The organism is Streptomyces sp. NPDC006624, from assembly GCF_040611555.1.
Lineage (GTDB): Bacteria > Actinomycetota > Actinomycetes > Streptomycetales > Streptomycetaceae > Streptomyces.
In genome coordinates this window covers 222292-238901 of the sequence record NZ_JBEXOM010000008.1, presented here as the reverse complement: position 1 = coordinate 238901, position 16610 = coordinate 222292, and the positions used below count along the sequence as shown (strand labels likewise).

Genomic DNA, 16610 nt, shown 5'->3' with positions numbered 1-16610 from the left:
ACGCGTGTTCGGATGCCGAAAGCCCCTGGTCCGTTCGGGTGCGGACCAGGGGTTACGGCTGGCAGGGCACTCATCTCGTAACGAAGACGGAACGCCTGAATCTCAGGCCAAAGCTGCCAAATCTCAGGCCAAAGCTAATGGTCAGCGGCCTCGTCGCACGCCTGTCCGCGCAGGGCCCGCGCCAGATCGTCCCGCGCCTCCAGCACCAGCCGGCGCAGGGCCGGGGCCGCCTCCCGGTGGGCGTCCAGCCAGGCGTCCGCGGCGTCCAGGGTCTCCCGGGACTGCTGCAGCGACGGGAACAGCCCGGACACCACGTGCATCCCGATCTGGATCGACCGCTCCGCCCACACCCGCTCGATCGCCGCGAAGTACTTCTGCGCGTACGGCGCGAGCAGGGCGCGCTGGGAGTCCTGGGAGAAGCCCGCGATGGTCGCCTCGACCATGGCGTTGGACAGCGCGTCCGACTCCACGACCTGCGCCCACGCCTGCGCCTTGACCGCCTCGGACGGGCGCGCGGCGAGGCAGCGCACCTGGTGCCGCTTGCCGGAGGCGGTGTCGTCCCGGGCCAGCTCCTCGGCGAGTGCCTTCTCGTCGACGGCCCCGTGCGCGGCCAGCGGCTCCAGGAACGCCCACCGCAGCTCCTGGTCGAGGTCGAGGCCCTCGACCGTCGCCGTGCCGTCCAGCAGCTCGCGCAGCAGCTGGAAGTCGCCCTCGGCGGTGGCCGTCCGGGCGAAGAAACGCGCCCAGGCCAGCTGGTGCTCGCTGCCCGGCCCGGCCGCGTACAGCTCGCGCCGCGCGCCCTCGGCGAGCAGCCGGGCGGCCGTCTCGCGCCGCCCGGGCGCGGTGTAGTGCGTGAGGGCCGACTCGGCCCACGCGTGCAGCATCTGCAGCACGCCGATGCCGGACTCGCGCCCCGCGAACCGCAGCACCAGGTCCACGAACTCCCGCGCCGGGAGCAGCGCGTCGCGCGTCATGTTCCACAGCGCCGACCAGCACAGGGCGCGTGCGAGCGGGTCGGTCATCGAGCCCAGGTGCTCGCGCAGGGCCGCCAGCGAGGTCGCGTCGAAGCGGATCTTGCAGTAGGTGAGGTCGTCGTCGTTGACCAGGACGAGGTCGGGGGCCTCCTGGCCGGCCAGGTCCGCCACCACCGTCCGGGCGCCCTCGACGTCGGTCTCCACGCGCGCGTAGCGCTCCAGCGCCCCGCCGTCCGTCAGCCGGTACAGGCCCACCGCGACCCGGTGCGGGCGCAGTTCGGGATGCGACTCGGCGGCCTCCTGCAGCACCGTCAGCTCCTCGACGCGGCCGTCCGCGCCCAGCAGCACCTGCGGCGTGAGCGCGTTCACCCCGGCGGTCTGCAGCCAGGACCGCGCCCAGGAGCTCATGTCCCGGCCGCTGGTCTCCTCCAGCACCGACAGCAGGTCGCCCAGGCGCGTGTTGCCGTACGCGTGCCGCTTGAAGTAGCGCCGGGCGCCCTCCAGGAACGCGTCCTCACCGACGTACGCCACGAGTTGCTTCAGCACCGACGCGCCCTTGGCGTACGTGATGCCGTCGAAGTTCAGCTTGGCGTCCTGCAGGTCGCGGATGTCCGCCGTGATCGGGTGCGTGGAGGGCAGCTGGTCGGCGCGGTACGCCCAGGCCTTGCGGCGGTTGGCGAAGGTGATCCAGCCGTCCTGGAAGCGGGTCGCGCCGACCAGCGAGAACGTGCCCATGAAGTCCGCGAAGGACTCCTTCAGCCACAGGTCGTCCCACCACTCCATGGTGACCAGGTCGCCGAACCACATGTGCGCCATCTCGTGCAGCACCACGTTGGCCCGGCCCTCGTAGGACGCCCGCGTCACCTTCCCGCGGAAGATGAACTCCTCCCGGAACGTCACCAGCCCCGGGTTCTCCATCGCGCCCAGGTTGTACTCCGGCACGAACGCCTGGTCGTACTTGCCGAACGGATACGGGTAGTCGAAGTGGTCGTGGAGGAAGTCCAGGCCCTGCTTGGTGACCAGGAAGACGTCGTCGGCGTCGAAGTGCGGCGCGAGGCCCTTGCGGCACAGGGCGCCGAGGGGGATCTCCAGCGTGGAGCCGTCCGCGAACGTACGGGAGTAGGAGTCCGTCACGTGGTGGTACGGGCCCGCCACCACGCACGTGATGTACGTCGAGATCGGCTTGGTCTCGGCGAACCGCCACACCCCGTCGGCCCGCTCGCCCGTCCCGTTGCTCCACACCGTCCAGCCCTCCGGGGCCCGCACCTCGAAGCGGAACGGGGCCTTGAGGTCGGGCTGCTCGAAGTTGGCGAAGACCCGGCGGGAGTCGGCCGGCTCGTACTGCGTGTACAGGTACACCTCGCCGTCCTCCGGGTCGACGAAGCGGTGCAGGCCCTCGCCGGTGCGGGAGTAGGCGCACCGGGCGTCGACCACCAGCTCGTTGTCGGCGGCCAGGTCCTCCAGCGTGATGCGGGAGCCGTCGAAGACCTCGCCCGGGTCCAGGTCGCGGCCGTTCAGCGAGACGGACGTCACGCTCGGTGCGACCAGGTCGGCGAAGCTGGCGGCGCCGGGCTCGTTGCAGCGGAAGCGGATCGTCGTCACGGAGCGGAACGTGCGGGGCCCGTCGCCCTGGTCCTCGCCGACCGCGGACCGCAGGTCGAGGGACACCTCGTACCCGTCGACGCTGAGCAGGGCGGCCCGCTCGCGGGCCTCGTCGCGGGACAGATTCTCACCGGGCACGGGCGGAACTCCTCGAGCGTCTCGTGGGATACGGCTGAACAGCACCGATCCTGCCATGTGCCCCTGACACCGGGCAGCCGGGAATGGGGGGCCGGACCGGTGGCGTTTGTCGGGGGAAACGGTTTCCTCGTGAGGAGAGACATGTCGGAGAAGACCCCCGTCGACTTCTGGTTCGACCCGCTGTGCCCCTGGGCGTGGATGACCTCCCGTTGGGTGCTGGAGGTGGAGAAGGTCAGGGACATCGAGGTCCGCTGGCACGTCATGAGCCTCGCCGTCCTGAACGAGGACAAGCTGGACGAGCTGCCCGAGGAGTACCGCGAGATGCTGCGGACCGAGGCGTGGGGTCCCGTCCGGGTCGCCATCGCCGCCCGGCAGGAGCACGGCCCCGAGGTGCTCGGTGACCTCTACACCGCGCTCGGCACCCGCATCCACAACCAGGGCGGGGGCTCCGGCAAGGAGACCGTCGCCGCCGCCCTGAGGGACGCCGGCCTGCCCGAGTCCCTCATGGAGCACTGGGACTCCACCCCCTACGAGCCCGAGCTGCGCGCCTCGCACAAGGAGGGCATCGACATGGTCGGCCAGGAGGTCGGCACGCCGGTCATCGCCGTGCCCGGTTCCGACGGCGAGCAGATCGCCTTCTTCGGCCCGGTCGTCACCCCGGCCCCGCAGGGCGAGGAGGCCGGCCGCCTCTGGGACGGCACCCTCGCCGTGGCCTCGATCCCCGGCTTCTACGAGATCAAGCGCACCCGCACCAAGGGGCCGGACTTCTCCAACCTGTAGGGCTCACTCGCCGGCCGCGGGCTCCTCGCCGAACCGCTCGGGGAGGAGCGCGTGGCCGCCCTTGTGGAACTGGGGGTAGTACGTCCGGCAGCCCGGGGCGGTGCAGCGCCAGAGGTTGTCCACATAGGAGCGCGGATCCTTCCTCTCCGCCCGGACCGCTTCCCGCTCGTCCCGGTTCAGCACCCGGAACACCTGCATCGTGCCGCAGTTCGGGCAGTCCAGCACGCGCGTCGCCATCAGCTTCTCCTCGCCATCACCGCCAGGTCCGGGAAGTCGGTCACGACCGCGTCGACCCCCAGTCGGTAGTACAACGCGTACTCGGCGAAGGCGTCACCGAAATCGTTCGGCCCGCTTCCCCGCCGGAACTCGGCCGGCAGGAACTGGTTCTCCGCGCGGAAGGTGTAGGGCCCGATCCGCAGCCCCGCCGCGTGCGCGTCCGCGACGAGCGACGTGCCGGCGACCGACGCCTTGTCCGGCCCGATCCAGTCCGCGTACCGGGCGATCTCCGCCAGCCCGGCCGGGGTCATCATCTCCTGGTAGGTCACCGCGGGCGTGTCGAACGGCCCGCCCCGCGTCCCCAGCGCCTGCCACAGCGGCACGCCCAGCCGTTCCGCGGCGATCCGCCGCAGGCTCGTCGGCTCGAAGGACTGCACCACGCACTCGCGCCGGCCGAGCCGGTTGCGGCGGATCACGGAGGCCAGCAGGGGCTCCAGCGGCAGGCCGAGGGACCGGAAGTACGTGGGGTGCTTGGTCTCCGGGAAGACGGCGACGGTCCGGCCGTGGATCCGCGACAGGCGCCGCGCCAGGTCCACGACCTCCTGGAAGGTCATGACCCGCTCGCGCCCGTCGAAGACGGTGTTGCGGTCGCGGACCTGCGGCAGCCGCTCCACGGCCCGCAGCGTCTTCAGCTCGGCCAGCGTGAAGTCCTCCGTGAACCAGCCGGTGACGGCCCGGCCGTCGACCGTCTTCGTGGTCCGGCGGCCGGCGAACTCCGGCCGGCCGGCCACGTCGGTCGTCTGGGAGATCTCGTTCTCGTGCCGGACCACCAGCACGTGGTCCTTCGTCGGCACCAGGTCCGGTTCGATCCAGTCCGCGCCCGTCTGCACGGCGAAGGTGTACGAGGCCGCCGTGTGCTCCGGGCGCCAGCCCGCCGCGCCGCGGTGGCCGATGACGACCGGGCCGCCGGCGCGGGGCCCGGCCGCGGCGGGTGCGGGTGAGGGTGTGGCGGCGGCGGTGGTTCCCGCGGCGGCCGCGAGCAGGAGTGATCTCCGTCCGAGCTGCATGCGACTCCCCTGTGGATCGGTCGGGTTCACGTACGGGACCGGGCGGCTCGTGCCCGCGCCCGGGTCAGCCGGTCCAGGTGCTCCTCGTAGCCCTCGGCGTAGAAGGCCGCCCGGCCCGCGTCCGGCTCGACGACGTCCGTCGGGCGCGTCCACCCCGCCGCGTCCAGCGGCACCCCGTACCGCTCGGCCGCCGCCAGCACCGCCCCCCGCGCGCCGACCTCGCCCTCGACGACCCGCAGGGGACGCCCGAGCACATCGGCCAGCAGCCGCATCCAGGCGGGGCTGCGCGTGCCGCCGCCGCACACGGCCAGGCTCCCGGTGAGGCCCGCGGCCTCCAGGCAGTGCCGGGCGGCGTACCCGATGCCCTCGCAGGTGGCGCGGACCAGATCACCCCGGGTCGACTCCAGGGACACGCCGGTGAGTTCGGCGCGCAGCCGCGGCTCCACGAAGGGGGCGCGCTCACCGGAGGGCGCGAAGTACGGGAGCACGCGCACGCCGTGGGCGCCCGGCGGGGTCCGCTCCAGCAGCCCGTCGACCTCCTCGTGCCGTACGCCCGTCGTGGACAGCACCCAGTCCAGGGCCGCCGTGCCGACCATCGCGGGCATCGCGCGCAGCCAGTGCCCGGGCCGGTCGGTCGAGATGTACAGGCCGGCCGGCTCACCGGTCAGGTCCAGCTCGGTCGTGGCGACCAGACTGGCCAGGCAGGTCCCGACGATCAGCAGACCGTCCCCCGGCGACGTCACCCCGGCGCCCAGCGCGCAGGCCGGCAGATCGTACGGGCCGTTCGCGATCCGGGTGCCGGACGGCAGGCCCTCGCCCCGCGCCGGCGCCGTGGCGACCGGGTCGCTGACCGGGGCGAGCAGCCCCCGGCGGTGGGTGAGCCCCAGCAGTTCGACGACCCGGTTGTCGTACGTGCGGGTCCGCGGGTCGAGGAACGGCATCGACGCGTCCGACACGTCCGTCGTCGGGCCCGCGCCGGTCAGCCGCTGGAACACCACGTCCTTGCAGTACAGGGCGGCTCTCGCGGCGTCCAGGGCCTTCGGCTCGTGGCTGTCCAGCCAGGCCAGCAGCGGCCCCGGGCAGCCGGGGAACATCGCGCTGCCGGTCCGCCGGAACACCGTCTCGAAGGTGCCGTCCGCCAGCCACCGGTCGACCAGTTCGTGGGCGCGCCCGTCCATCCAGGAGGCCGCCGCCCGCACGGGCCGCCCCTCCGCGTCGACCAGCCACACCCCGTCGCCCTGCCCGGTCAGCCCGGTGAGCTCCACCGGCTCCGCCACCGCCGAGGTCAGCGCCCGCAGCACCGCGACGACCGCCCCGTACACCTCTTCCATGTCCTGCTCGACGACACCGTCGCGCAGCTCCAGGCCCACCGGGCGGGACTCCACGGCCAGCTGGCGGCCCCCGGGGTCGAAGGCCGCCGCCTTGACCACGGACGTGCCCACATCGATACCGACGTACATGCGGCTCTCCTCCGGGTGTTCAGGTCAGACAGTGCGCGAGCGGCTCTCCCCGGACCCAGCGGCCCACCTCGGCGGCGGCGATCCGCGCCGCCTTCTCCGCGACCGCGCGGGAGGCGCCGCCCAGGTGCGGGGTGAGCACGACGCGTCCGGCCCGTGCGAGCAGCCGTGAGTCCGCCGGCAGCGGCTCGTGCTCATAGGTGTCCAGAGCGGCCGCCGACACCTGACCGCTGTCCAGCGCGTCGCACAGCGCGGCCTCGTCCAGCAGCGGGCCCCGGGCCGCGTTCACCACCACCGCGCCCCGTGGCAGCAGCGCGAGTTCCCGGGCCCCGATCAGTCCCCGCGTCTCGGGGGTGAGCCGGGCGTGCAGGGTGATCACCCGGGAGGAGCGCAGGAGGGCGTCCAGGGAGGTCACCCGCAGGCCGTGGATCTCGCCGTGCACGTACGGGTCGTACACCATGACCCGCGCCCCGAAGGCGCACAGCACCCGCGCGACCCGGCTGCCGACGGCCCCGTAGCCGACCAGCCCGACGGGCAGGTCCTCCAGCTCCAGGCCGCTGTGCTCGTAGGTGTAGTACGTCGCCCCCTCCCAGCTGCCGCGCCGGGCGAGCGGGTCGTGCGCCTGGGGGATGCGGCGCAGGGCGGACAGCATCAGGCCGAGGGTGAACTCGGCGGTGGCGGCGGCGTTGCGGCCGGGCGCGAAGCACACCCGCACGTCCCGCTGCCTCGCCGCGTCCAGGTTGACGTTGACCGGCCCGCCCCGGCAGACCACGACCAGCCTCAGGTCCGGGCACGCGGCCAGCACCCTCCCGGTGACCGGCCCCATCTGCGTGACCAGCACCTGCGCCCCGGCCAGCGCCCCGATCAGCTCGTCCTCGGCGTCACTGGCCTCCTGCACCTCGGCGACCGGCCCGAACGGCTCCAGCGGCCAGCCGAGCGTCAGTTCCCGCACCTCGGCCCGCTCCACCTCGTGCTCCACCGCCCGTGTGATCAGCGACGGCAGGACGAAGTGGTCACCGGCGGCCACCACGCGCACGCTGTTTCCGGCAGTCATCGCAGGGTCTCTCCCGTCTCGGCGTCGAAGACATGGGTGTGTCCGAGGTCGGCGGCGACCCGGACCCGGTCGTCGTGGGCGAGCCGCACCTCGGGATCGGTGAGGACGACCAGGTGCCGTTCGACGCCGTCGAGGGCGAGGGTCGCCAGGCCCGACTCCAGGAGCGGTTCGTGGGCGACGACCCGCGCGGGCAGGCCGTCTTCGGCGGTGAGCCGGACGTCCTCGGGGCGGATGCCGACCACCACCTCGCGGCCCCGCTCCACCGGCACGGGCAGCGCGATGCGCACCGCGTCGGAGAGGCGGGCGTGGCCGTCGCCGTCGGCGACGCCGGGCAGCAGCGTGATCGCGGGTTCGCCGACGAAGTCCGCGACGAAGACGTCGGCGGGGCTGTCGTAGATCTCGTAGGGGGTGCCGAGCTGCCGGATGACGCCGTCCTTCATCACGGCGATCCGGTCGGCGAGGGAGAGGGCCTCCTCCTGGTCGTGGGTGACCAGGATGGTGGTGTGTCCCAGGTCCTTCTGGATGCGCTTCAGCTCGCGGCGGGTGGTGTCGCGCTGGGCCGCGTCCAGGTGCGAGAGCGGCTCGTCGAGGAGCAGCACGTCCGGCTCGCGGATCAGCGCCCGGGCCAGCGACACGCGCTGCTTCTGGCCGCTGGACAGACCGGCCGGGCGGGCGTCCAGGAGGTCGGTCAGGCCGACCCGCTCGGCGATGTCCTGCACCTTGCGGTCGACGTCACCGCGGGCGGACCTGCGCCGGGCCCTCAGCCCGAAGGCCAGGTTCTCGGCGACCGACAGCGGCGGGTACAGCGCGTAGTTCTCGAACGCGACCCCGATGTTGCGCCGCTGCGCGGGCCGTTCGGCCACCGACGCCCCGCCGACCAGGATGTCCCCGCCGGTGACGGACTCCAGCCCGGCGATCATCCGCAACGTGGTCGACTTGCCGCAGCCGGACGGCCCGAGCAGCCCCAGCAGCTCCCCGGAGCGCAGGCTCAGGTCGATCCCGCGGACGGCGTCCACCGGGGGCCGCCCCCGGGACCGGTAGGTCTTCCGCAGTTCACGTAGCTCCAGCCCCGTCATGGCCGTCCCCTTTTCTTGGCTCGTTCGCCTCCAGGGCACTGTCAGCCGGTGTCGTGGCCGCGACCGTGCTCGACCCTTCGGGCCTCCGCGCGCTCGCGGCCACGACACCGGCGCGCCCTTACGGCTCACTCACGGGCGTCGCGCAAACCTCGTAACGGACCTTGTGCTCGTCCAGATCCCGCAGGGCCTCCGGTGCCGCCCCGTCGTCCACGAGGACCGTGTCGAAGCGGGACAGCGGGACGACCCGGTGCAGGGCGACCCGGCCGAGCTTGGTGTGGTCGATCAGCAGCACGTTCCGGGCGGCCGCGTCGAGCATCGCCCGCTTCACGGACACGATGTGCTGCTCCTGGTGGTAGGCGTAGCCCCCGTGCACGGCCGACGTCGACGCGAAGCACACGTCCACCCGCAGCTGCTCGACCGCCTCCACGCACGACACCCCGAGGAACGAGGAGTGCAGCGGGTCGTAGTCGCCGCCGAGGGCCATCAGGTGGATGCCCCGCTGGTCGGCCAGGAGGTTGATCGCCTCCAGGAAGTTGGTGACGACCGTCAGGGGTGTGACCTCGCCCGTGCGCAGCCGTCTGGCTATCTCCAGCGTGGACGTGGAGTCGTCGAGCAGGATCGCCATGCCGGGCTCCACCATCCGCAGCGCGTGCTCGGCGACGGCGGCCTTCTCGGCGCGCATGGTCTTCAGCCGGTACTGCACGTTCGACTCGAAGACCCCCGACGGCTGCGCGGTCACCCCGCCGCGGAACTTCCGTACGATGCCCTGCCGTTCGAGCTCGTCGAGGTCCCGGTGGATGGTCATGAGGCTCACCCCGAACCGCTCGGCGAGCTCCGCCGCCGTCGCCGAGCCGTCGGCCAGCACCTGCTCGGCCATGGCGGCCTGCCGCGCCGCGGGCCCCTGCTGTCCACCGCTGCTGTTGCTCATCGCTGTGTCTCTATCCGTCGTCCCGGTCGTTCCGGCCGGTCGGCCTCGAACAGCAGCAGGTTCTCAGGCCGGACCACGAGCCGTACCGGATCGTCCGGACGGAGGCGCGCCGCGTCCGCCCGGGACGCCACCAGCGACACCCGCCGCTCCCCGGTCCCGAGCCGGACGGTGACCTCGACGGACCGGCCGAGCACCTCGGTGACGTAGACCGTGCCGGTCAGCTCGTGCCCGTCGCCGTGCAGGGCGAGGTCCCGGGGCCGCAGGCCGACCAGGACGTCCGTGCCCGGTGCGGCCCGTGCGCGGACCGGCAGTTCCACCCCGCCGTCCGACCGCACCCCGCTCTCCGTCACCACGCCCGGCAGCAGATTGATCCGGGGCCGGCCGAACGCCCGCGCGACCTCCGTGTCGTGGGGCCGGTACCAGATCTCCTCCCGCGTGCCCGTCTGGACGATCCGCCCCTCGCGGATGACCCCGATGCGGTCGCCGAGCGCGAGCGCCTCGACCGAGTCGTGGGTGACGTACAGCGTGGTGGTGTGCCGTACGGCCCCGATCGCCTTCAGCTCGGCCCGCATCTGCTGGCGGAGCTTGGCGTCCAGGTGGGACAGCGGCTCGTCGAGCAGGAAGGCCCGGGCGGGGCGGACCAGGACCCGGCCGAGGGCGACGCGCTGGCGCTGCCCGTTGGACAGCTGCCCGACCTGCCGGTCCAGCAGGCCGGAGATGCCCAGCAGTTCGGCGATCGCGCCGATGCGCTGCCCGGCCTCGGCGGCGGGCAGCCGGTGCCGGGGCGAGCGCAGCGGCGAGGCCAGGTTGTCGTAGGCCGAGCGGTGCGGGTAGAGGGCGTAGCTCTCGAAGCACATGGCCACGCCCCGGTCGTAGGGCTCCACGCCGCGCATGTCCCTGCCGTCCAGCACGACCGTGCCGGCGTCGGGCTGTTCGAGTCCGGCGACGGTCTTGAGGGTCGTCGTCTTGCCCGCTCCCGAGGGGCCCAGCAGGCAGAAGAACTCGCCCTGGCGCACCTCCAGTTCCAGCCCGTCGAGCGCGACGGTCCTCCCGTACGCCTTGCGTATCCCACTCAGCCGGATCACGACTTCACCGCCCCGAAGGACAGGCCCCGCACCAGATAGCGCTGGATCGTCAGCGCCAGCAGCAGCGGCGGGACGACGGAGACCAGCGCGGCGGCGGCCGTGAGGTGGTACTTGGGCCGGTCGCCGCCGAGGAAGGACAGCGCGCCCACGGTCACCGTCTGGGCCTCGTTGGAGGTGAGGATCAGCGGGAAGACGAAGTTGTTCCAGGCGAAGATGAACGCCAGCAGCGACACGGCCGCGATGCCCGGCTTGACCAGGGGCAGAGCCACCCTGAAGAAGGCCTGCTTGCGGGTGTAGCCGTCCAGCAGGGCCGCCTGCTCCAGCTCGGGGGTGAGGTCGGCGAAGTACGACCGCATGATCCACACGATCAGCGGCAGCGTCACCAGTTGCAGCACCCACACCATGCCGACGTACGTGTCGAACAGGCCGAGCTTCTGGTACAGCACGAACAGCGGGATGATCACGGTCAGTTCGGGCGCGAAGCGGAACGACAGCAGCGTGAACATCAGGTTCTCGGAGCCCTTGAACCGCCACCGGGCCGAGGCGTACGCCGCCGGGAGCCCGACGGCCAGCGACAGGGCGACCGCGCCGACCGACACCACCAGGCTGTTGACGAAGAACCGCACGAACGGGATGCCCTCGCTGTCGCCGAGGACCGTCCGGTAGCCGTCGAGGGTGGGGGAGAAGGAGAAGTAGGTGGAGAACAACTGGTCCGCCGGTTTCAGCGACAGGATCACCATCCAGGCGATCGGGAACAGCGCGAAGACGAAGTAGAGGACCAGGGCGGCGTCCGCCAGCCACCCGAGCGCACGCTTCTTCACGTGGACACCTCCGCGGCCCGGCGCTGGATCTTCCCCAGGTGCTTCACCAGCACCATCGCGGCCAGGTACACCACGGCCCACAGCACGATCGTGTAGGAGATCCCGAAGGAGTAGCGCTGGAAGCGGATCGCCTCCAGGTACGCCCGGATCTGCAGGACGACCGTCGAGTCGCCCGGCCCGCCCTCGGTGAGGGCGTAGATGATGTCGAACACCTTCAGCGAGTCCATGAACCGGAAGATCACCGCGACCAGCACGTACGGCCACAGCATCGGCAGGGTCAGCCGGCGGAAGGTGTACCACCACCCCGCGCCGTCCACGGCCGCCGCCTCGAACGGGGAGGCGGGCAGCGACCGCAGACCGGCCAGGGCGAGGATCGCCACGAACGGGGTGTAGACCCACACGTCCACGGCGATCGACGACAGCAGCGCGCCCGTCGGGGTGTCGGTCCACTGCACCCCGCCCAGACCGAACGGCCTGAGCAGGTGGTTCACCACCCCCACCGAGGGCTGGAGCATCAGCTTCCAGATGATCGCCGCGATCACCGGGGCGATCATCAGCGGCAGGATCAGGATCTTCTCCAGGACCCGGCCGATCAGGGTGGAGCGGTGCAGCAGCAGGGCGACGGCCACGCCGAGCACGGTCTCGGTCAGCGCCGCGCCGACCGCGTACAGCACGGTCACCCACGCCGAGTTCCAGAACGCCTCCTGGGTGAAGACGGCTTCGTAGTTCTCGAACCGCACCATGTCCGGCTGCGGTTTGCCCGCCGAGAAGTCGAACAGCGTGTAGTACAGCCCGAGCCCGAAGGGGTACAGGATCCCGCAGGTCAGCAGCAGGGCCGGGACGATCAGGAGGTACGGGCGCAGCGCGAGCCGCATGGCTAGCCCACCTTGCCGGCGAGGTCGTCCGCCAGCCCGTCCAGCACCGGCTGCGCGCCCTCGCCGCCGTAGATCTCCTGGAGGGCCGCGGCCCAGCTGGTCGTCGCGTCGAAGAACTGCGCCTGCGGGGTGAACTGGATCTTCGTCTGGTCGACGACCGTCTCGAAGGTCTCCAGGAACCCGGGCAGGTGCCGCATCTTGTCCTTGTAGGCGGCGTCCTCGGCCACCGACCTGCGCACCGGGTCGATGTGGTGGTGCCTGACCGCGCTCCTGCGCAGGTGCTGCTTGCCGGTGGCCCACTGCAGGAACAGCCAACTCGCGCTTTTCTTCTTGCTCTTGGCGTTCATGCCGAGCGACCAGATCCACATGTTGGTGGCGAGGGAGCCGTCCGGACCCTTCGGGCCGGGGTGGAAGGCGATCTTCCCGGAGGCGGGGCTGGCGCCCTTCACCGCCTGGAAGTAGGCGGCCGTGTCGGCGTCGAAGAGCATCCCGGCCTTCTTCGCGCCCAGGTCGCTGGAGCACTGGTACCAGGTGTACGAGGTCCAGGACGGCGGCCCGCCCCGCTTGACCATCCGCGCCCAGTCCTCGGTGAAGGCGACGGCCTCGGGGCTGTTCATCGCGGGGGTGAGCCTGCCGCCGTCGACCGTGAAGTCCTTCAGGCCGTTGCGGGCGTACATCGTCATGAAGCCGGGGTGGATGGTGGCCCAGCTCCGCGAGCCGCGCACGGCGATCCCGTACATGCCGTCGAAGCCGGCGCCCGGTGCCTTCCGCTTGATGGTGGCGGCCAGTTCGGTCAGCTCGTCGAAGGACTCCGCCGGTTTCAGGCCGAGTCTGCCGAACACCTCGGTGTTGTAGGCGACGACGTTGGTCTCCCAGCCCCACGGCAGCGCGTACTGCCCGCCCTGTCCCAGCGGCGCCCCCGCCTTCAGCGACCACTGGTCGGCTTGCAGCAGGTTCGGGAAGAAGTCCGCCTGGTCCCATTCGGCGCCCGTGGCCGAGGAGTTGCGCATCCAGGGCCCGAGGTCCTCCAGCCAGCCCGGCGGCCCGTACTGCCACACCATGTACGCCCCGAGCATGAAGACGTCGTAGGAGGCACGCCCGCTGGACAGGTCGACGGTGAGCTTGTCGAAGTAGTTGTCCTCGGGGAAGACGTCGTACTCGACCTCGATGCCGGTCCTCGCGGTGAAGGACTTCAGGTCGGCGATGAGCGCGTCCGTGTACGGGTGCTTGTTGAGCAGGGCCTTGACGGTGGTGCCCTTCTCGCGCTTCCAGTCGAAGGAGCCGGTGACGTCGTCCGCCGCGGACCCGTCGCCCTTGTCGTCGTTCCCGCCGAACCCGGCGCCGCAGGCCGTGAGCAGCGGAGCGGCGGCGGCCCCGGCGGCGAGGGCGAGGAAGCGCCGGCGGTCGTGCACGTGCGTGTTCATCCGTACCTCCGCGTGGAGCCTGGCTAACACGTCGAGTCGACTCGTTAACAGAGGGTGGATCGGCTGAAGTTGGGCGTCAATCCCTCGCGCACGGGAAAGTATCGGGGCACAGTGAGAACTTCACAGTTCAGGCTGCGACGGCGTGGGAGGTTCCGGATGACGGACCAGGATGCGGGCTGGCTGGGGATCGACCTGGGCACCCAGAGCGTCCGCGCGTTGCTCGTCACCGCCGACGGCACGGTCCTCGGCAGCGGCTCGGCCCCGCTGACCGGGCGGCGCGAGGGGGTGCGGCACGAACAGGACCCGGTGCGGTGGTGGGCGGCGCTGTGCTCCGCCTCCCGGGCGGCGCTCGCCGCCGCGCCCGCCGGCGTCCCGGTCGGCGGGCTCGCGGTGTGCGGCACGTCGGGCACGGTCCTGCTGACCGACGACGCCGGCCGGCCGGTCGGTCCCGCCCTGATGTACGACGACGGGCGGGCCGCGGCCCAGGCGGCACGGGCCCGGGAGGCGGGGCTCGCGGTGCAGGACACCTGGGCGCTGCCGAAGGCGCTGTGGCTGCTGGCCGAGTACGGGCCGGGCCTGAGGCTCCGTCACCAGCCGGACCTGGTGGTCACCCGCCTCATCGGCGCGCCGCCCCCGGCCGACTCCAGCCATGCGCTGAAGACGGGCTACGACCTCCGGGGCGACCGCTGGCCCGAGGCCGCCCTGGCCCGTCTGGGCGTGCCCGGGGACCTGCTGCCCGGCGTCGTCCCCCCGGGCACCCGCCTCGGCGAGGTCGCCCCCGCCGCCGCCGAGGCCACCGGCATCCCCGCCGGGACGCCGGTGCTCGCCGGGATGACCGACGGCTGCGCGGCCCAGATCGCCTCGGGCGCGCTGCGGCCGGGCTCCTGGAACTCCGTGCTCGGCACGACCCTCGTCCTGAAGGGAGCCGCCCGCGACCCCGTCCGGGACCCCACCGGCGTGGTCTACAACCACCGCGCGCCGGACGGCACCTGGCTGCCCGGCGGGGCCTCCAGCGTCGGGGCCGGGGTGCTCGCGGCGCACTTCCCGTCCGCCGACGCGGCCGCCATGGACGAGCGGGCCGGAGCGTACGAGCCGTCGGGCGTCCTCGCCTATCCGCTGGTCTCACCGGGGGAGCGGTTCCCGTTCCGGGCGCCGCAGGCCACCTCCCTGCTGCTCGGCGACCCGGCGGACGACGCCGACCTGTGGGCCGCGCTGCTGCAGGGCGTCGGCTTCGCGGAGCGGCTCTGCCTGGACTACCTGCACCACCTCGGCGCGCCCCTCGACGGCCCGCTCGCCTTCACCGGCGGCGGCGCGCGCAGCCCTTACTGGAACCAGCTGCGCGCCGACATCCTCGGCCGCCCGGCCCGCGTCCCCGAGCAGACCGAACCGGCGCTGGGGATGGCGGCGCTGGCCGCGTACGGGGTGGCGCGCACCGGCACCCTGGCCAGGACGGCCGAGCGCATGGTCCGCGTCCGGACCGTGCTGCGGCCCCGCCCCGACCGCACGGCGGCCTTCGCGGAACCGTACGCGCGCCTCGTCGACGCCCTGCGGGACCGCGGCTGGCTGCCCGGCCCGGTCGCCGCCCACGCCCACAGCCGCCTGAACCGGGATACTTCCGCCTCATGAGTACGACCCTGCTGCTGGCCCGCCACGGGCAGACCGTCTGGCACGCCGAGAACCGCTACGCCGGCGTCAGCGACATCGGCCTCACCGGCACCGGGCGGGCCCAGGCCGAGGCGCTCGGGCGCTGGGCCGCCGCCCACCCCGTCGACGCGATCCGGACCTCCCCGCTGTCCCGGGCCGTCGCCACCGCCGACCCCGCCTGCCGCACCCTGGGACTGACCCCGCGGCTCGAACCGGACCTGCGCGAATGTGACTTCGGCGTGGTCGAGGGCCGTACGCTCGCCGAGTTCGAGACCGAGGACCCGGAATGGGCCGCGGCCTACCGCGCCGACCCGGTCGCCCACTCCTTCCCCGGCGCCGAGGACCCGCTCGCGGCAGCGGCCCGCGGAGTCCGCGCCCTGCGCGAGATCGCTGCCGCCCACCCCGGCGGGCGCGTCCTGGTCGTCGCCCACAACACCCTGCTGCGCCTGGTGCTGTGCACGCTGCTGTCGATCCCGGTCCGGGAGTACCGCAGAGTGCTCCCGAGGCTGCGGAACGCGGCGATCAGCGAACTGCGCATGCACCCCGACGGTTCCGCCGCCCTGCTCTCGCTCAACGTGCCGTGCGAACCGGACGTGCCGTAGCGGGCGATCGCTTGCCCTCCCCCGGTCAGGAGCCCGGGGCGAGGAGCACGCGCACGGGAAAGCCCTCGCGCACGGGGAAACCTCCGCGCACGGGAAAGCCCCCGCGAGTCACGTCCTCGCGAGGGCTTCCCTCATTCCGCCTGCCGTGCGTGAAGGGTGAGAAGACGATCACGAGGCAGGACGTCCCGGGAGGTCTCCGGCGGGTCAGGGGGCCAGCAGCAGCACGTCCGCGCGGGACTTGGCGGCCTCGTAACGGCGGGCCACGTCCTGCCAGTTGACGACCTGCCACATGGCCTCGATGAAGTCGACCTTCTGGTTCCGGTACTGCAGGTAGAAGGCGTGCTCCCAGGCGTCGAAGACCAGGATGGGGGTCGAGCCCTGGCCGACGTTGCCCTGGTGGTCGTAGACCTGCTCCACGATCAGGCGGCCGCTGAGCGGCTCGTAGGCCAGCACGCCCCAGCCCGAACCCTGCGTGGTGGCCGCCGCCTTGGACAGCTGCGCCTTGAAACCGGCGAAGGAACCGAAGGACTCGGTGATCGCGTCGGCCAGCTCACCCACGCCGTCCTGGGCCAGGGGCTCGCCGCCGCCGTCCTTCGGGCCGGTCATGTTCTGCCAGTAGATGCTGTGCAGGATGTGGCCCGACAGGTGGAAGGCCAGGTTCTTCTCCAGCCCGTTGACCGCCCCCCACGTCTCCTTGTCCCTCGCCTCCGCGAGCTGCTCCAGCGTGTCGTTGGCGCCCTTGACGTAGGCCGCGTGGTGCTTGTCGTGATGCAGCTCGATGATCTCGGGGCTGATCACGGGGGCGAGCGCGGCGTAGTCGTACGGGAGCTCGGGCAGCGTGTAGACGGGCATGGGGTTCCCCTCCGG

The 16610-nt window shown here is 72.5% G+C and carries 15 protein-coding genes; 3 read left to right on the top strand and 12 right to left on the bottom strand.

The window, feature by feature from the left end; translation table 11 throughout:
• Positions 1-134: 134 nt before the first annotated feature.
• Entirely contained in the window at positions 135-2714 is a 2580-nt protein-coding gene (pepN, locus tag ABZY20_RS17965) for an aminopeptidase N (RefSeq protein WP_356442484.1), read from the bottom strand.
• Between the two features lie 141 nt (positions 2715-2855).
• On the opposite strand from pepN, the gene ABZY20_RS17960 reads away from it, so the two are divergent.
• On the top strand, positions 2856-3494 hold the full coding sequence (locus ABZY20_RS17960) for a DsbA family protein (protein ID WP_356442483.1): 639 nt from the start codon (positions 2856-2858) through the stop codon (positions 3492-3494).
• 3 nt (positions 3495-3497) lie between these two features.
• Here ABZY20_RS17960 and ABZY20_RS17955 read toward each other — a convergent pair whose 3' ends face one another.
• The 10 genes from ABZY20_RS17955 to ABZY20_RS17910 all read right to left on the bottom strand — a co-directional run bounded on the left by ABZY20_RS17955 (position 3498) and on the right by ABZY20_RS17910 (position 13497).
• Entirely contained in the window at positions 3498-3731 is a 234-nt protein-coding gene (locus ABZY20_RS17955; RefSeq protein WP_356442482.1) for a hypothetical protein, read from the bottom strand.
• Positions 3731-4777: a glycerophosphodiester phosphodiesterase family protein gene (locus ABZY20_RS17950; RefSeq protein ID WP_356442481.1), complete on the bottom strand. Its 1047-nt coding sequence runs from the start codon at positions 4775-4777 to the stop codon at positions 3731-3733. The genes ABZY20_RS17955 and ABZY20_RS17950 overlap by 1 nt, the downstream gene beginning before the upstream one ends.
• Positions 4778-4803: 26 nt before the next feature.
• Positions 4804-6237, bottom strand: coding sequence for an FGGY-family carbohydrate kinase (locus tag ABZY20_RS17945; protein WP_356442480.1), 1434 nt, complete (start codon positions 6235-6237; stop codon positions 4804-4806).
• 19 nt (positions 6238-6256) lie between these two features.
• Entirely contained in the window at positions 6257-7288 is a 1032-nt protein-coding gene (locus tag ABZY20_RS17940) for a 2-hydroxyacid dehydrogenase (protein WP_356442479.1), read from the bottom strand.
• The gene (locus ABZY20_RS17935) at positions 7285-8364 is read right to left on the bottom strand and encodes an ABC transporter ATP-binding protein (protein WP_356442478.1); all 1080 of its coding nucleotides are present in this window, start codon (positions 8362-8364) and stop codon (positions 7285-7287) included. The genes ABZY20_RS17940 and ABZY20_RS17935 overlap by 4 nt, the downstream gene beginning before the upstream one ends.
• A 118-nt stretch (positions 8365-8482) precedes the next feature.
• Positions 8483-9292 carry a DeoR/GlpR family DNA-binding transcription regulator gene (locus tag ABZY20_RS17930; RefSeq protein WP_356442477.1) on the bottom strand — a complete coding sequence of 270 codons (810 nt, stop codon included), beginning with the start codon at positions 9290-9292 and terminating at the stop codon, positions 8483-8485.
• A complete protein-coding gene (locus ABZY20_RS17925; RefSeq protein ID WP_356442476.1) occupies positions 9289-10377 on the bottom strand; it encodes an ABC transporter ATP-binding protein in 1089 nt (362 codons plus the stop codon). The genes ABZY20_RS17930 and ABZY20_RS17925 overlap by 4 nt, the downstream gene beginning before the upstream one ends.
• Positions 10374-11198 (bottom strand): carbohydrate ABC transporter permease, encoded by an 825-nt coding sequence (locus ABZY20_RS17920; protein ID WP_356442475.1) that lies wholly within the window; start codon positions 11196-11198, stop codon positions 10374-10376. Before ABZY20_RS17920 ends, ABZY20_RS17925 begins: the two co-directional genes overlap by 4 nt.
• The gene (locus ABZY20_RS17915; protein ID WP_356442474.1) at positions 11195-12073 is read right to left on the bottom strand and encodes a sugar ABC transporter permease; all 879 of its coding nucleotides are present in this window, start codon (positions 12071-12073) and stop codon (positions 11195-11197) included. Before ABZY20_RS17915 ends, ABZY20_RS17920 begins: the two co-directional genes overlap by 4 nt.
• A 2-nt stretch (positions 12074-12075) precedes the next feature.
• Positions 12076-13497: an extracellular solute-binding protein gene (locus ABZY20_RS17910; RefSeq protein WP_356442473.1), complete on the bottom strand. Its 1422-nt coding sequence runs from the start codon at positions 13495-13497 to the stop codon at positions 12076-12078.
• Positions 13498-13653: 156 nt separating this feature from the next.
• On the opposite strand from ABZY20_RS17910, the gene ABZY20_RS17905 reads away from it, so the two are divergent.
• A complete protein-coding gene (locus tag ABZY20_RS17905) occupies positions 13654-15123 on the top strand; it encodes an FGGY-family carbohydrate kinase (protein ID WP_356442472.1) in 1470 nt (489 codons plus the stop codon).
• A complete protein-coding gene (locus ABZY20_RS17900) occupies positions 15120-15743 on the top strand; it encodes a histidine phosphatase family protein (protein ID WP_356442471.1) in 624 nt (207 codons plus the stop codon). The genes ABZY20_RS17905 and ABZY20_RS17900 overlap by 4 nt, the downstream gene beginning before the upstream one ends.
• A gap of 204 nt (positions 15744-15947) precedes the next feature.
• Here the strand turns inward: ABZY20_RS17900 and ABZY20_RS17895 are convergent, their stop codons facing one another.
• A complete protein-coding gene (locus tag ABZY20_RS17895; RefSeq protein ID WP_356442470.1) occupies positions 15948-16595 on the bottom strand; it encodes a superoxide dismutase in 648 nt (215 codons plus the stop codon).
• Between the last annotated feature and the right edge of the window lie 15 nt (positions 16596-16610).

Excerpts from the sequence above, each read along its gene's own strand:
- ABZY20_RS17905 (WP_356442472.1), top strand. The coding sequence starts at position 13,654 with ATGACGGACCAGGATGCGGGCTGGCTGGGGATCGACCTGGGCACCCAG.
- ABZY20_RS17910 (WP_356442473.1), bottom strand. The coding sequence starts at position 13,497 with ATGAACACGCACGTGCACGACCGCCGGCGCTTCCTCGCCCTCGCCGCC.
- ABZY20_RS17935 (WP_356442478.1), bottom strand. The coding sequence starts at position 8,364 with ATGACGGGGCTGGAGCTACGTGAACTGCGGAAGACCTACCGGTCCCGG.
- ABZY20_RS17960 (WP_356442483.1), top strand. The coding sequence starts at position 2,856 with ATGTCGGAGAAGACCCCCGTCGACTTCTGGTTCGACCCGCTGTGCCCC.
- ABZY20_RS17895 (WP_356442470.1), bottom strand. The coding sequence starts at position 16,595 with ATGCCCGTCTACACGCTGCCCGAGCTCCCGTACGACTACGCCGCGCTC.
- ABZY20_RS17940 (WP_356442479.1), bottom strand. The coding sequence starts at position 7,288 with ATGACTGCCGGAAACAGCGTGCGCGTGGTGGCCGCCGGTGACCACTTC.
- ABZY20_RS17930 (WP_356442477.1), bottom strand. The coding sequence starts at position 9,292 with ATGAGCAACAGCAGCGGTGGACAGCAGGGGCCCGCGGCGCGGCAGGCC.
- ABZY20_RS17945 (WP_356442480.1), bottom strand. The coding sequence starts at position 6,237 with ATGTACGTCGGTATCGATGTGGGCACGTCCGTGGTCAAGGCGGCGGCC.
- ABZY20_RS17955 (WP_356442482.1), bottom strand. The coding sequence starts at position 3,731 with ATGGCGACGCGCGTGCTGGACTGCCCGAACTGCGGCACGATGCAGGTG.
- ABZY20_RS17900 (WP_356442471.1), top strand. The coding sequence starts at position 15,120 with ATGAGTACGACCCTGCTGCTGGCCCGCCACGGGCAGACCGTCTGGCAC.
- ABZY20_RS17950 (WP_356442481.1), bottom strand. The coding sequence starts at position 4,777 with ATGCAGCTCGGACGGAGATCACTCCTGCTCGCGGCCGCCGCGGGAACC.
- ABZY20_RS17915 (WP_356442474.1), bottom strand. The coding sequence starts at position 12,073 with ATGCGGCTCGCGCTGCGCCCGTACCTCCTGATCGTCCCGGCCCTGCTG.